We start from the raw sequence: 14,230 nt of genomic DNA, 5'->3' as shown, positions 1-14,230 counted from the left end.
ACATCATTGCGCTCGGAGCGCGAAAAGAAGTGCGTATCGGCGGAATTGCGGGAAGTAATTAGCAAGGCCGCCCGCTGAGCAATCGCCAGCGGTTCGCTGCTATCTTGGCGCGCTTTTTCGATCAAGGAATGCCTGCATGTGCTGTTGGGGCTCACCGGTCAAGAACGACAGGCCGAACTGCTCGACGCTGTCCTCGATCGCACCGTGCACTGTCATGTCGAACCATTTGTTGAGTAGGCGTTTTTGTTGCCGGACCGCGTGCGGGCCGAATCCGGCGAGTCTGGCGCTGAGCGCGCCGATACGGGCATCAAGCGCAGCGGCGGGAACCACCTCGTGCACCAGGCCCCATTGCGCGGCCGTGCCGGCATCGATGGTTTCGCCGGTCAGCAACAACCATGCCGAGTGCGAAGCCCCGATCAACGCCGGCAGCAACGCAGCGTGAATGACAGACGGGATTCCGACCGCCACCTCCGGCATCCCGAATTTGGCACCCGACTCAGCGATCCGCAAATCGCAGCACGATGCGACTTCCAAACCTCCGCCGAGGCAATAGCCCGCAAGCCGGGCGATGACCGGAACCGGACATTCGCGAATCGACTCGCACAAGGCCGCGAGTCGGCGAATGAACACCTCGGCGCTGGCCTGGTCGAGGTGGACCATCTCGTTGATGTCGGCGCCACCGATGAAGGCCCGCTCCCCCTCTCCGCGGAAGACGACGACCCGAACATCGTCGGCTTCGCCGATGGCGCGAAAAGCGGCCGTCAATTCTGTAATCGCCGGACTACCAACAATATTCAAAGTTTTGGAGTTGATCACCTCGATCGTGGCGACGCCGCCCTCGTGGCGCAGTCGGACGAACCGGCTGTCGGAAATATTCATCAACTCGCCCTAGGAGGCGCTCTCTAGCTCGTCGAGCGCTTCCCCGGTATAGACCGCCAGGCGTTGCAGGTGCGGAAGTGTGTCCCGACAGCCGATGAAGCCGAAGTTCAACGTGTTGGCGTAACTCTGCAATGTGACGTTCAGCGCCTGGCTGTGCGCTACCAATGAGACCGGATAGGACGCCTCCATCCGACTGCCCCGCAGGTAGAGCACATCCTGCGGTCCCGGCACGTTGCTGACGCACAAGTTGAAGGTGTACGGCCAAGGCGTCTTCACCCCGGTGAGGGTGCTGGCCAGCTGCCAGCCGAAGGGAGCCATCAGAGCTCCCGTGTAGGCCAGGATGGTGTCCCTGTCCATCGTCTTCAACTGCGCCTTCGCCATCCGGGTCGTCGCCGTGACGGCATGCAGGCGTTCGACAGGATCGGCGATGTCGGTCCCCAGTGATCCCAGGATGGTGGCTACCGCGTTGCCACCCCCCTCGTCGTCCTTCGGGCGCACGTTCACCGGCAACATCGCGATCAGCGGCTTGTCGGGGAGTTCACCCAACTCGTCGAGGAAGCGACGCAAACTGCCGCCGACGATCGCCAGCGCGACGTCGTTCACAGTCGAATTCTGCTTCGCACCAATCTTTTTCAGGCGGTCCAGATCGTATTGCTGAGTAGCGAACCGACGGTTGCGACTGATCCGGGTGTTCAGGATCGAACGCGGCGCCTGCAGCGAGCCGATGAGGTCGCCGTACTCCTCGCCGCCGCGCAACTGAGTGTTCACGATCGCCTTGGTGAGGTCGAGAGACGACCGACCTGCCCCCGCGACGGAGCCGATAACACTGCCGACGCCGCTGACGACACCACCGAGGCTGTTCACCACACCGCCGAGGCTGCTCAGCACGCTGCCCGCGACACCGCCGGCGTCATCTTTGGGAGTGGTGACCCGGCCGGGAGTCGGGATGTTGAAGAACAGTGGGTGCGTCGTGTCATGCGGATCCGTAGACATGCTGCGGGCCAACATCTTCTGACCCGAGTAGCCATCGATCAACGCGTGGTGCATCTTGACGTAGATGGCGAACCGTCCGCCTTCGAGGCCTTCGATGAAGTGCATTTCCCACGGCGGGCGCCGCAGGTCCAACTTGTTACTGTGCAAGCGGGACACCAGGATTCCGAGTTCACGCTCATCGCCCGGGCTGGCGAGCGCCGAACGCCGCACGTGATAATCCAGGTCGAAGTTCTCGTCGTACACCCACGACTGGATGGGGCTGTAAAGCAGGTCCGGGAGACTGAGTTTCAGATTCCACGGCTCCACCACCTCGTTGACTTTGCTCTCGTCGACGAGCTTGCGCAGGAAGTCCTTCGGCGCATCCGGCGGCGGCGTGAATGGCATCAGCCCGCCGACGTGCATCATCGTGCTGGACGACTCGGCGTAGAGGAAGAACATGTCCTGCGGGCCCAGCCGCCGTGCGGTCTTGCTCATGGGATATTCCCTTCACACTCGCGTTTGCCCTCACGCGCGGCAAAGTCCGCCGGCGACGGACAGCCGTTCTAGGTGGTGACGGTAGCCGAAAGCGAGTGCCGATGACCTTCGGGTTCGCTGTCGGCGAGACGAAGGGCTGCTCGGGGTTGCCAGCAGCCATACGCTGCTAGCAGGAGGCAGCCATGCGATCGAGGGTCCAACTGTTGCCGGTAACCGACAACGTTTGGTGTTTTCGGCAGCGCAGCTACGTCTGTTGCTCCTACGCGGTAGTGGACGACAACGGCATCGTTCTAGTCGATTGCGGCATGACTTCCGATGCGGCGCCGGTGCTCAACGGCCTGGCGATGCTGGGCCGCGCGCCGTCCGCCGTGCACACGATCATGCTGACGCACTGGCACAACGACCACGCGGCGGGTGCGGCGGTGATCAAGGCCATGTCGGGTGCCAACGTCTACTACCACGGAGACGAACGGCCGTACTTCATGCGGGAAACCGCGCGCGGCGGCTTTCCCGGCTGGTTATCCGGGCATGTCCCCGAGCGCGGGCCGCTCGTGTTGGCTCGCGGATTGCTCAGCGCCGCTACCGCCACAGCCATCGCTGCCGACGTCCTGGTGCGCGAGGGTGATCGGGTGTTGGACCAATTCCGGGTTGTGGAGACGCCAGGCCACACACCGGGTCACGTCGCCTACTTCCACGAGCCCAGCGGCGTGCTGTTCGCCGGCGACGCACTCGCGGTCGTCGGCCACAAGCTGCGCTTCATGGCCCGCCCGGTCACCCTCGACGTGGCGGACGCCCGCGCCTCGATGGCGGCCCTGCTTGCCCTGCCGGTGCGGTACGTCGCACCGGGCCACCGCAGACCACTCACCGAAGACGTTGCGGCGCAACTGCAATCGCTGCGCGAGCGAGTCCTCGGAAGGGAGTGGCCGCTGCTGGGCTGAGCCTCAGTACAGGGGCACCCAGACGCCGAAGAACCAGTAGCCCCAACCGCCGTACTGCCAGTTGAAGACCGGGATGGCAGTGAAGTTGTTGTAGTTGAACTGGCCGAAGTCGTTTCGCCCGTAACCCACGTCACGCGAGGGTCCGTTCCACTGCCGGTTCCAACCACCGGGAGGCGGCGGACCGTTCCAGCCGCCGGCGGGAGGCGGGCCTTGCCAGTTGGGCGGCGCGTAACCGGGAGCGTTGCCGTTGTTCCAGCCGTAGCCACGCTGCGCCGGAGGGGGTGGCGCCCCGCGCCCGGGGAAGAGGATCCCGGCGAGGGTGTCGATGGGGCCACCGTATTGAGCGGTGGGCCGCTCCAGCGGTCCACGCGGGATGTAGGGCGGGTGCGGTGGCTGGGTGGGCGCCGCGTTGATGATCACAGTGATCTGCGGGGCGGCCGCAGTGGTCGAGGTGGTCTGCCCGGCGGGTGTGGTGGTCTGACCACTTGAGGTGGTGCTCTGTCCGGCGGGCGTCGTGGTCTGACCGCTCGAGGTAGTGGTCTGGCCGGCGGACGTCGTGGTCGCCGCCGTAGTTGTCTGCACAGTGGTCGTGGTCGTCGCTGGCGGCGTCGTGGTAGGCGCCACCGTTGTGGTCTGCGGCGGTGCTGTGGTGGTGGCCGGCACCGTCGTGGTCACCGAGGCAGGCGGCTTGGTGGTGGCCGGCGGCGCGGTAGTGGCCGGCGGCGCGGTGGTGGCCGGCGGTGCTGTGGTGGCGGGCGGCGCGGTAGTGGCCGGCGCCGGGGTGTTCTTCGGGGCCGGCGCCGCGGTGGTGGCCGGTGCCGGTGTCGGAGTTTCCGGCGCTAGAGGAATCGGCACAGCGGGCGTTGCACTCGCCATCCCCGGTTGCAGCGCTGTAGCGGCGATGACAGCCGCCGCGACTGCCGCCCGCACCACACGTTTCGTTGGCATAGCTGCGTCCCTTCTGGACTTGGCGTGATTGCTGGCGGCCTGCACTACGGGCAGGTCACGCTCATCTCGAATGACTTGGTGACCGGCTTCGGATCATCCGGATTGGTCATGTCGACACCTGATGCGGTGCCCTTGATTCCGTAGGCCTTGCCGTCGACTGCGGCTCCCGCGTTGGTGGCCTGATTCGCTGCAGCGTCGGAGAAGCCGAGCGTGATGCCGTTGACGCTGCCGAGTCCCACCGCATGCACGATGGGCGGGTTGGCGTTGCTGATCACCGCACCGATTCCGGCCGACGCGTCGCCGATACCGATGTTGATGTTGTCCCCCGCGGGCGTGCACGTCACCGCACCGGTCACGTTGAGGTTCTGGCCGTCGACGACAACCTTCGGCGCGGCGGGCGGTTGCGAGCTGGGCTGGCCCGAACTGGACTTCTTGTCGGAACAACCGGCACAACTCGCAAGCACGATCGCTACGCCGGCTGTACCAATCAGGATCCCACGCTTCACTTACGGCTCCTTGGCTCTCCTGGTGCGGCAGGTGTCTACCCTGTCTCGTCGCACCCATATCGAAGTCGCACTCGTCAAACACACATCCAACACACATTCAATACGACGGCTGCGGCGGGATACCCCGTACCCTGGCACCACAAACCCGACGGGTCAATAAGTCCTGGGGGCCCGGCGGCACGAGTCATTAGCCGTCGCCGACGTGCCGCGCCAGGAAATCGAGCACAGCCTGGGCGAATATGTCGTTACGATCGCCCGCGACCATGTGCCCGGCACCGCGCACATCGGCGAATTCGACTTGCGGGAAACGGGCCAGAAACTGCTCCGCGCTGTCCTGACTGACCAGATCGCTCATCTGTCCCCGGATCAGCAGCATCGGCACGCCGCCGTCCAGGATCGCCTCAACGGCCATGTGCATCCGATCCGGATCGGTGACCTCGATCGGCGGGTAGGCGGCGGTGCCGCTGATGAACTGCGGATCCCAATGCCAGTACCAGCGGTCGCCGCGGCGGCGCAGATTGGTGGTCAGACCCTCGAGATCGGTGGGCCGGGGCCGGTGCGGGTTGTACTCGGCGATCGCGTCGGCGACCTCTTCAAGCGAACCGAATCCCGACTCCACGCGGTCAGCCATGAAGTTGTGGATCCGGGCCGCACCCGACTGCTCCATGTTCGGCACGATGTCGACCAGGACGACAGCGCCGGCGATGCCCGGCGAAAGCTCTCCCGCGAGAAGCATCGAGGTGAACCCGCCGAGAGAAGCGCCGACCAGTACCGGGTCCGGCGGGAGGCCGCCGAGTACTTCGGCGACGTCGCTGGCAAAGCTGACGACGCGGTAATCGCCGTCGTTGGACCAGTCCGATTCGCCGTGGCCGCGCAAGTCGACGGTGACGGCTTGCCAGCCGCGTTTGGCGACGGCGGCAGCCGCCCGGCCCCAGGAGCGACGGGTTTGCCCGCCGCCGTGCAGAAAAACCACCGCACGGGAATCAGGGTCACCCTGGCGGTCCGAGACGATGCGCACGCCGTCCGGTCGGTGCGTTACAAATTGTTGCGCTGCCGTCACCATCTGCAAATACTAAGTCTCCCTAATTTGCGGGTTCACCGACGCTCCGTCGATTGATCAGTCGACGCACCACCCGCAGTTGCTCCCCATCACGTCCCGGCGCCAGCAACGGGATGATCAGCGCCGCGACGGCGACGACGACGGCCATCACCAAATAGGACGAATTCGTCGCAGCCACGAACGCCTCCTTACTGCGGTCGGCGAGTTGAAGGCCTTGCGGCCCAAGCTGATTGGCGACAGCCAGTGCCTTGGTCAGAGAATCCGATGCGGGACCCCGGGCGGGTTCGGGGAAACTGCCGAGCGCACTGGCGATGTGGTGGCTGTAGTTGCCGGCCAGGATTGAGCCGGCGAGCGCGATGCCCAAGGCACCGCCCACCTCGCGGGTCGCGTCGTTGACCGCGGAGGCTACGCCCTGCTTCTGATCGGGCGCCGCGGTCATGATGGCCGATGTCGTTGGCGCCGTACATAATCCAAAGCCAGCACTGATCACCATCAGCGGCCAGCACACCTCGAGATAGGACGAGTCGACATCCAGAGTGCACATGCACAGGAACCCGACCGAAACCAGCGCCATACTCGCGAAGACGACCGCCCGCAGGCCCAGCTTCGGTAGATACCACGACGACAGTGTCGAGAGCGCCAGCAGCGGAATCGCCATGGGGCTCAACGCAAGTGCCGCTACCAGAGCGGAATAACCCCTGACTTGTTGCAGGTACTGAACAACCAGGAAGAAGAGCGCAAACGTGGCCAGGAAGACGACGGTGATGGCGGACCCGCCGGTGCCGAAGTTCGGGTCGCGAAACAGGCGGATGTCCAGCAGCGGTTGTCGCCGTCGCAGCTCGATCAGTCCGAACAGGACCGCTAGCACCACTCCACCGGCCAGGCAGCCGATCACGTGCGGATCGCTCCAACCGTGGGCGGGCGCCTGCAAGATGCCGAACACGAACACCGCGACGGCCGCCCCCACCGTGACAGCACCGGGGACGTCGAGACACGGAGCCTGCTCGTCACGAGATTCAGCGATTGTGGCGGTCAGCACGAGGACCACCAGGCCGCCGACGGACAGCGTCCAGAAGATCGACCGCCAGTCGAAGAATTCGATCAGCAGGCCGGCACCGACCAGCCCGAACAGCCCGCCGGAACCCGCGACACCGGCCCAGGTGCCGACCGCCTTGGTCCGTGCTTCCGGCGGATAGGCGGCGGTCAGCAGTGACAACGTCGCGGGCATGACGAATGCGGCTCCCGCGCCGGCCAACCCGCGCGCCGCGATGATCTGCACGGGCGTGTCGAAAAGCAGTGGTGAGGCCGACGCGATCGAGAAGATTGCCACGCCGACCAGCAACGCGCTCCGTCGTCCGTACCGGTCGCCGATGGCGCCGGCCGGCAGCAAGAGGCACGCCAACAGCAATGTGTAGCTGTCCACGATCCAGGTCAGCTGCGTCTGCGTCGCCGAGGTGGCCCTGGCAATGTCGCCCAAGGCGGTGTTCAGGGCCACCATCGACGCGATGACGAGGGACACCCCCGCGCACGCCACGAACAGGGTCCACCCGCGACGCGCCCGGGAACCTCGCGCGAACGAATCGGCAGGCGCCTGGTCGAACCGCTTGAGGGTCTTCGCCGCAAAACCGGTCATGGGCCTGCTTCCTGGTGCGTGCGAGGGCATGCGAACAAGACTGTTAGTCTCTGAACGAGACTAGTAGTCTCAGTACCCTCCCGCGAGCACGAAAAAACGCCCATCCTGCTAGGAGAACGCGACGCGGCCTCAGGGCCCGGCGTGGTTCAGCCCCGCGACGAATGACCTGGCACGAGGCGTAACAGCCGCCGCGCCGCGCGGGTGACGGGATTCCCCGATGACCGCTGCGAATCCTTGATCCTGCTCAGCGTCTGCTCACCCTTGACGGCGTAGTCCTTGACCGATTCTTCGCCTTCTTCGGCACGCATCATCTGCCTCCTGATCTCAGTGGTTGGTGGCTTACGCCGGCGCCAGTCGATCGGGCGGCTCCTGCGGATTCAGCCGCTCGGGTGGCTCGCTCGGCGTCAACCGTTCCGGCGTTTCCGCAGGCGTAAGCCGTTCCGGCGGCTCTGGCGGCGTCCCCCGCTCGGGCGTTTGGGGATTGGCCAATCGATCGGACATCGAATAAATCACTCCTCCGCTCGGCTCCGCACTGCCTACCCGCGGAGTCGGTGTCTTCAAACAGACCTGCGGCGAAACGGCGAAGCGACAGCCGGAGCTACGCGCCTTCGGCTTCGCCGCGCACCGTGTCCGACATCTGCCGGATCGCGTCAGCCAGAGCGTTGTCAGTCTGCCCGCGACCCTCGATGAACTGGCGGACGCGTTCGTTGGAGAACAGCGCGGCACCGGCCTGCTCCATGTATTGGCACATCTCATCGACGTTGAGCAGGATCAGCTCGTCCTCACCACGCCAGCCGAAAGCGATCTGCAGAACTCGGGCTGACACGTCGAAGTAATCGCCCAGCGCGGTCAGCTCAGCGAAGTTGGGGAAATCGTCGGCATCTTTGCGCCGCGAGTAGGTGGCCTTCGCGAGTTTGAGGGCGGAACCAATTTCACCGTCCGGAACATCACGGTTGAGCAGCCATTCGAGCACACGGCCGAGATTCTTGCCTGCTCGATTAAGTCTCGGCACCTCACAAAAGGTACGCTTTGACCATATTTTATTCAAATTGACTCACAAGACAGTTCTTATTTCTTGTAGGGGACTGTTGGCACTTAATCGGGAAGGTCGTTCCCGCTATGGAACTAAGTTGATGCGCTGCCGCTCACAGACTGGCGCAGTGTCCTTCTGGGAGTATCCGGTTGAGGGGTCGGCATACTTCCAGAAGAACACTGCACAGCGCCGGGTTCAGCTACCGCTGCGGGTGAATTTCATGTCATACGGACCGCCTTTGCAGGCGCTGCCCGATTCGTCTTTGGTGCCACTGCCGGAGAGCAAGGTAATCGGATCTTGAGCTGGTTCCGGCAGCGGGAAGGTGCCCTTGATCACGACATGGGAAGTCCCGCCGGCCGGACAAGCAGCGTCGTACTCGTCGTCGCGGGTCCAGACGTCGTTCGCGAACTGCAATAGTTGCGTACCGCTGGTGCCGTTCCGGACGAATCTGCTGAGGCAGCGATCCCCCGTGCGCAGGCAGATGGTGTCCACGTTGTAGTCCGCTTCCTGCGGCTTCGGTGCGTTGGGGCCGGTGTAGGTGGTCACCAAGTGGTAGAAGCCGTGCAATGCCTCGCCCGGCGAAATCACCCGTGCGGACTGGTCGGCGGGGTTGGGCAGGCTCGGAAGGTTGGCGTCGCCGGTTCGGGTGAACGTCACCGTCCGCTTGCTGTAGCAATCCAGCGAATCCGTGATCCACTCACCGACCAGGGTGCCGTCGGGCTTGGGCTGCAGCCAGACGTAGTTCCATTTCTCGATGCTCTTGTCGTTGCACTTGCCGCCCTCCAGCGCTACCGCTATCCAGCGACTGCGAACGTCGTCGAAGACCAATTTCGGCGTGTGGTTGTAAGGTCCGTCCGTTCGTTGGGCGGTCGCGACGCATCCGGTGTCTCCGCCTCCGCTGCACTCCGATCGCACCACCCACGTCTCCTGCCCGGGCGGTTCGGAGTTTGCCACCTCGGTATTGGCCAGCGAGAGCTTCGGCCCGAAATTGGCGGTGTAAGTGCCGGTGAACGATCCGCTGCTGCCAGGTGCGGCGTGTTCGCCGGTGCTCGAATGCTGGGCCGTCTGACTGCCCTTCGTCCCGCCACCGCTGGTCAGCACGATGACCGCGACCACCGCGATGACAGCCAGCAATGCACCCACGCCCGCCAGGATCAGCGGTTTGGGGCGTTTGGAACTCTTTTTGGTCGGGCTTTGCGCAGGCGTTGCCGATAACCGGGCGATGGCCGGAGGCGCTTGGGGTTTGCCCGGCACTTGGTACATCGTCGGATCGTCGTTGCTCGGGCGGTACTGATTGGGCTCGGAGGGTGTGCGGCGCTGGGTGGGGTCGGCGGCGGGCCGCTGCGGGTTTGACTCAGGTGTCGGTCGGTACTGATTCGGGTCGGGCGCCGGGCGGTACTGATTCGGGTCCGGCGCCGGGCGGTACTGCCCCTGTCCGGCGGATGGACGGTGCTGATTCGGGTCGGAGGCCGGGCGCCTCGGCGGCGGCTCAACGTAGCCGGCGCCACCGCGGGGCGGCGGTGGTGGCGGCTTCGGCGGCGGCGGTGGCTGCTGCGGCTTCGGCGGAATGGGTTGGGGCGCCTGCTGGGTTCGCTGCTGGATGGGCTCTGGTCGACGCATCGGGATCGGCCGCGTGCCGGTGACCGCGTCCCGGGCAGCCGCGGCCATCTGCGTGACCTCTGAATAGCGCTGCTCGGGGTTCTTTGCCATCGCGGTGGCAACGACATTGTCGAGCTCTTCGGGTATGCCGCGTCGAAACGTGGACGGCCGCGGCGGCGGCTTGCTCAGATGGCCACCGATTTGCTGTTCGAGGCTGTTTCCGGGGAACGGTTGGCTGCCGGTCAGACACTCGTGCAGTACGCACCCGAGTGCATAGGTGTCGCCGCGCGGGTCGGTCTGTCCGGTCGTCACCCGTTCCGGTGCCATGTAGGCCCAGGTGCCGATGACGTTGCCGGTACCGGTCATGTGCGAGTCGCCCGCCGCACGCGCGATCCCGAAGTCGATCAGATACGCGAAGTCGTCCTCGGTGACCAGGATGTTGGACGGCTTGACATCGCGGTGCACCAACCCGACCCGGTGTGCCGAGCGCAGCGCCGAGGCGATTTGCTCGATGATCATGACCGCACGTTCGGGCTCGAGTGCGCCCTCGGCGATGATCGCCTGCAGATCTTTGCCGACGACGAGCCGCATGTCGACGTAGAGACGTCCCTCGATCTCGCCGAAATGGTGGATCGGCACCACGTGCGGGTCGTTGAGACCGGCCGCCGCCAGCGCTTCCCGGCGAAACCGCTGCTCGAAGGTCGGGTCGTTGGCCAGGTTTGCCGGCAACACTTTTACCGCAACAACACGTTGGGTCTCGGTGTCGTATGCGCGCCACACCTCACCCATACCGCCGCGGCCGAGTAACTCCATAAACCGGTAGCGGCCGAATGTCGTACCTTGCACACCGCTCCCCTCAGCGAAAGCCCGGTGAAATACCCAGCAAAAACACATTAAAGCCGCGCGAGCGGGGACGCATGGCCGTATCGCCAAGCTAAGCACGAAAACGCGGACCCGGGATAGCCGGTTATCGCGTTCTTTCGACCGGCAGATCGCTGGACAGGTCGCAGCGCAACGCGAGAAAATCGTGTGGGAGTCAAGGGGTGCGCGATGACATTCCAGGATTTGTCACCTGTCACGGAGTTGACCCAAGAGCTGCGACTCGCCACGACGATGACCGGCGGGGTGAGCCTGGCGATCTGGATGGCCGGCGTCGCCCGGGAAATCAATTTGCTGACCCAAGCATCTCAGTGGCGCAGACAGGGCGGCGCGTTTCCGTCCGCGAGCGGCCTCAGTAAAGACTCCGCGGCTTCCCTGCAGCTCTACGCGGGTCTCATCGACCTGCTCGACCTGATCGTCGACGTCGACATCCTGTCCGGGACGAGTGCGGGCGGCATCAACGCCACGTTGCTGGCGTCGTCGCGGGTCTCGGGCGCCGACCTGGGTGGTCTGCGCGACCTGTGGCTCGACCTCGGAGCGTTGACCGATCTGCTGCGCGACCCGCGAGACAAATACACCCCGTCCCTGTTGTACGGCGACGAGCGGCTGTTCGCCGCACTGGCAACACAGATTCCCCGCCTCGAGACGGGTCCGTTCCCACCGTCGGCGTTTCCGGGCGGTGCCCGTACCCCATCCACCACCCTGTACGTCACCACGACCTTGCTGGCCGGCGAGACCAGCCGGTTCACCGACTCCTTCGGCACCCTGGTGCAAGACGTCGACCGGCGGGGCCTGTTCACCTTCACCCAGGCGGAGTTGGCGCGGCCGGACACCATCGGGGCCCTGGCACTGGCGGCTCGCAGTTCGGCGTCCTTCCCCATTGCGTTCGAGCCGTCGTATCTGCCCTTCGCGGCTGGGACACCGGCCGAGGCGAAGGTGCCGGCCCGCCCGCCGATGGCGCCGTTCACCAACATCACCCGCCCGCACTGGGCGGCCGACGGCGGCCTGCTCGACAACCGGCCGATCAACGTGCTGCTCAAGCGAATCTTCGATCGCCCGGCTCGACGGTCGGTGCGCCGGGTGCTGTTGTTCGTGGTGCCGTCCTCCGGCCCCGCGCCGGATCTGGTGGCCGAGGTTCCACCGGACGACGTCGATCACCCGTTGGGACTGGTTGACGGGTTGCTCAAAGACCTGGCCGCGATCACCACCCAATCCATTGCCGCCGACCTCCGCGAGATACGCATCCACCAGGACCGCATGCAGGCACGCACCGACACCAAGGTGCGCCTTGCCGAACTCGCCGCAACGCTGCCGCAAGGATCGCGGCTGCTCACCACATCGCTGCTCGATGACTACCGGACCCGTGAAGCGACCAAGCAGGCGCAAGCGCTCACAGATGCGCTGCTTCGCCAGCTCGGCACCTGGCCGCCCGCGTCCAGCGCGACCCTCGAGAGCATTCCGAAGAATTGGGAATCCGAACTCGCCGTCGGCGGCGACGCAGACCAGGTTTGCCGCCGCCGGATCACCGAGGTGATGCGCGGTCGTTGGTCGCAGCCGTCAGGCCAACAGCTGCCGGAGGGCGCCGCCGATCTGGCCCGCTACGGCCAACCCGGCTACGACTTGGCCAAGGGCTGCGCACTGGCCGTCGTCCGGGCGGCCTACCAATTGGCAAGGACTCCAACGGATATCGAGGAACTGACCGAGATCACCGGCGCGATCCACGGAGCCTGTCCACCAGCGAGAGGCGTCGACCTCGGTGTGCTCGTCCGCTCGGTGTGCACCAACTCGGTGGTCCGGCAAGGATCGCTGCAGAACGCTGCCGCCCTGATCACCGCGGACTACCTTCGAGAACTCACGGTGTCAGCGCAAGCGTGGGATCAGCTTGGCGGCGTGCTGGCCGACGGCCATGCCACCCTCACGAGACTGGCCGCCAATGCCCAGGCTGCCACCGACGCGCCTGCGGGATCGTTGCTCGCACGGAACACCGCGGCGTCCGACCAACTGCACACTTACCTCGGATATCTGGGGCAGGCGGCCGACCCGCGAGTCGTAGCGATCAAGTTGTTCGACCTCGCCGCCGCGCAGCGGGCGATGCTGCCGGCCGAGGCGGACATCGACCAATCCGTGGAACTGGTGCAAGTCAGCGCCGACACCCGCAGCCTGCTCGCGCCGGACTGGCAGACCGCACAGCAGAAGCTGACCGGGATGCAGTTCCATCACTTTGGCGCCTTCTACAAACGGTCATGGCGTGCCAATGACTGGATGTGGGGTCGGCTGGACGGCGCGGGCTGGCTCGTACACGTACTGCTGGACCCACGGCGGGTGCGCTGGATCGCGACGACGCGCGGCAGCGGCGCGCAGTGGTTCCTGCAGCAGCTCAAAGCGCTTGGTGGACCCGAGTTTCCGGCTTCGGGGTATCGATTGCCGACGGCCGGCGGCGGGTCGGAACTGCTGACCGAGCAGATGCTGCTCGACGAGCTGGCATTCATCGACGACGCATCGAGGGCGCTGCCGCCGAGTCTGCCCAGAACGTCCCTGTGGTTGGCCCAAGCGTGGCAACAACGCATCCTCGACGACGAATTGGACGGGTTGGCCGGCACGGTGACCGACACCGAGCCGGGCCAACAGCCCGATTGGAGCCCCGCGAAATCCCGAACCTGGGCCAAAAAGGTACTGGACGCTTCCCCTGGCGCTGCCAAATACGCTCTGCTGAACGAGGATCCAGTCGCCGCGGAGACGTTCGCCGGCGACCAGGGGTCGCCACTGATGGCTCACACAATCGCCAAGGCCGCCGCGACGGCGTCCAGCGCTGCCGGCTCGGTCCGGCAGCTGCCCAGCGTCGTGAAACCTCCGATAGCCACGTTGCGGACCCTGACGCTCGGTGGATACCGGGTGGTCTCGCTGACCAAAGGTGTTACCAGATCGATCGTTCTGGCCGGCGCGGTACTTCTGGTGCTCGGCCTGTCAGCCGCGATCCAATCCGCGACGCTGGTGGGCGTCACCGGGCTGACGATGGCCGGCATCGGCGGGTACCTGGTGGTACTGGGAACCTGGCAGTTCTCCAGTCGACTGTTGTTCGCGTTGCTGTCCACAACGCTTGTCGGCGCAGTGTTTTCGTTGGCGACGCCGGTGGTTCGCGGCTTTCTGTTCGGCGACGACAAGCATCCGGGCTGGGTAGGCGCAAACGCCTACTGGCTCGGTGCCCAGTGGTGGCATCCGCTGGTCGTGGTGGGGGTGATCGCGCTGGGCGTCACCGTCGTCGGGGTGGCGCGACCGCGGGGCAAGTAG

Annotated in this window: 12 protein-coding genes; 2 read left to right on the top strand and 10 right to left on the bottom strand. The window is 65.4% G+C overall.

Annotated features, from left to right (window positions below; translation table 11 throughout):
* Positions 1-99: 99 nt before the first annotated feature.
* Both ACZY1I_RS06770 and ACZY1I_RS06765 read right to left on the bottom strand, forming a co-directional pair.
* Positions 100-879 carry an enoyl-CoA hydratase gene (locus ACZY1I_RS06770; RefSeq protein ID WP_463753594.1) on the bottom strand — a complete coding sequence of 260 codons (780 nt, stop codon included), beginning with the start codon at positions 877-879 and terminating at the stop codon, positions 100-102.
* A 9-nt stretch (positions 880-888) separates the two neighbouring features.
* A complete protein-coding gene (locus tag ACZY1I_RS06765) occupies positions 889-2,346 on the bottom strand; it encodes a WS/DGAT/MGAT family O-acyltransferase (protein ID WP_463753593.1) in 1,458 nt (485 codons plus the stop codon).
* Between the two features lie 182 nt (positions 2,347-2,528).
* On the opposite strand from ACZY1I_RS06765, the gene ACZY1I_RS06760 reads away from it, so the two are divergent.
* On the top strand, positions 2,529-3,284 hold the full coding sequence (locus ACZY1I_RS06760; RefSeq protein ID WP_463753592.1) for an MBL fold metallo-hydrolase: 756 nt from the start codon (positions 2,529-2,531) through the stop codon (positions 3,282-3,284).
* Positions 3,285-3,287: 3 nt separating this feature from the next.
* On the opposite strand, the gene ACZY1I_RS06755 is transcribed toward ACZY1I_RS06760, so the two are convergent.
* The 8 genes from ACZY1I_RS06755 to ACZY1I_RS06720 all read right to left on the bottom strand — a co-directional run bounded on the left by ACZY1I_RS06755 (position 3,288) and on the right by ACZY1I_RS06720 (position 10,909).
* On the bottom strand, positions 3,288-4,232 hold the full coding sequence (locus ACZY1I_RS06755; RefSeq protein ID WP_463753591.1) for an MAP_0585 family protein: 945 nt from the start codon (positions 4,230-4,232) through the stop codon (positions 3,288-3,290).
* Between the two features lie 44 nt (positions 4,233-4,276).
* Positions 4,277-4,738 carry a lipoprotein LpqH gene (locus tag ACZY1I_RS06750; protein WP_463753590.1) on the bottom strand — a complete coding sequence of 154 codons (462 nt, stop codon included), beginning with the start codon at positions 4,736-4,738 and terminating at the stop codon, positions 4,277-4,279.
* Between the two features lie 187 nt (positions 4,739-4,925).
* Positions 4,926-5,801: an alpha/beta fold hydrolase gene (locus tag ACZY1I_RS06745; RefSeq protein WP_463753589.1), complete on the bottom strand. Its 876-nt coding sequence runs from the start codon at positions 5,799-5,801 to the stop codon at positions 4,926-4,928.
* 19 nt (positions 5,802-5,820) lie between these two features.
* A complete protein-coding gene (locus tag ACZY1I_RS06740; RefSeq protein WP_463753588.1) occupies positions 5,821-7,431 on the bottom strand; it encodes an MFS transporter in 1,611 nt (536 codons plus the stop codon).
* 146 nt (positions 7,432-7,577) lie between these two features.
* On the bottom strand, positions 7,578-7,739 hold the full coding sequence (locus ACZY1I_RS06735; protein WP_463753587.1) for a hypothetical protein: 162 nt from the start codon (positions 7,737-7,739) through the stop codon (positions 7,578-7,580).
* A gap of 31 nt (positions 7,740-7,770) precedes the next feature.
* Positions 7,771-7,932, bottom strand: a complete 162-nt coding sequence (locus ACZY1I_RS06730; RefSeq protein WP_463753586.1) for a hypothetical protein — start codon at positions 7,930-7,932, stop codon at positions 7,771-7,773.
* A gap of 97 nt (positions 7,933-8,029) precedes the next feature.
* Positions 8,030-8,443, bottom strand: a complete 414-nt coding sequence (locus ACZY1I_RS06725; RefSeq protein ID WP_463753585.1) for a hypothetical protein — start codon at positions 8,441-8,443, stop codon at positions 8,030-8,032.
* Between the two features lie 216 nt (positions 8,444-8,659).
* The gene (locus tag ACZY1I_RS06720) at positions 8,660-10,909 is read right to left on the bottom strand and encodes a protein kinase domain-containing protein (protein ID WP_463753584.1); all 2,250 of its coding nucleotides are present in this window, start codon (positions 10,907-10,909) and stop codon (positions 8,660-8,662) included.
* 204 nt (positions 10,910-11,113) lie between these two features.
* On the opposite strand from ACZY1I_RS06720, the gene ACZY1I_RS06715 reads away from it, so the two are divergent.
* Entirely contained in the window at positions 11,114-14,230 is a 3,117-nt protein-coding gene (locus tag ACZY1I_RS06715; RefSeq protein WP_463753583.1) for a patatin-like protein, read from the top strand.

Source organism: Mycobacterium sp. IDUB_37 (genome assembly GCF_055419245.1).
This window is presented reverse-complemented; position numbering and strand designations above follow the sequence as displayed.

Coding starts and splice junctions, on each gene's coding strand:
- ACZY1I_RS06765 (WP_463753593.1), bottom strand. CDS start 2,346: ATGAGCAAGACCGCACGGCGGCTGGGCCCGCAGGACATGTTCTTCCTC.
- ACZY1I_RS06760 (WP_463753592.1), top strand. CDS start 2,529: ATGCGATCGAGGGTCCAACTGTTGCCGGTAACCGACAACGTTTGGTGT.
- ACZY1I_RS06740 (WP_463753588.1), bottom strand. CDS start 7,431: ATGACCGGTTTTGCGGCGAAGACCCTCAAGCGGTTCGACCAGGCGCCT.
- ACZY1I_RS06755 (WP_463753591.1), bottom strand. CDS start 4,232: ATGCCAACGAAACGTGTGGTGCGGGCGGCAGTCGCGGCGGCTGTCATC.
- ACZY1I_RS06745 (WP_463753589.1), bottom strand. CDS start 5,801: ATGGTGACGGCAGCGCAACAATTTGTAACGCACCGACCGGACGGCGTG.
- ACZY1I_RS06715 (WP_463753583.1), top strand. CDS start 11,114: ATGACATTCCAGGATTTGTCACCTGTCACGGAGTTGACCCAAGAGCTG.
- ACZY1I_RS06730 (WP_463753586.1), bottom strand. CDS start 7,932: ATGTCCGATCGATTGGCCAATCCCCAAACGCCCGAGCGGGGGACGCCG.
- ACZY1I_RS06735 (WP_463753587.1), bottom strand. CDS start 7,739: ATGCGTGCCGAAGAAGGCGAAGAATCGGTCAAGGACTACGCCGTCAAG.
- ACZY1I_RS06770 (WP_463753594.1), bottom strand. CDS start 879: ATGAATATTTCCGACAGCCGGTTCGTCCGACTGCGCCACGAGGGCGGC.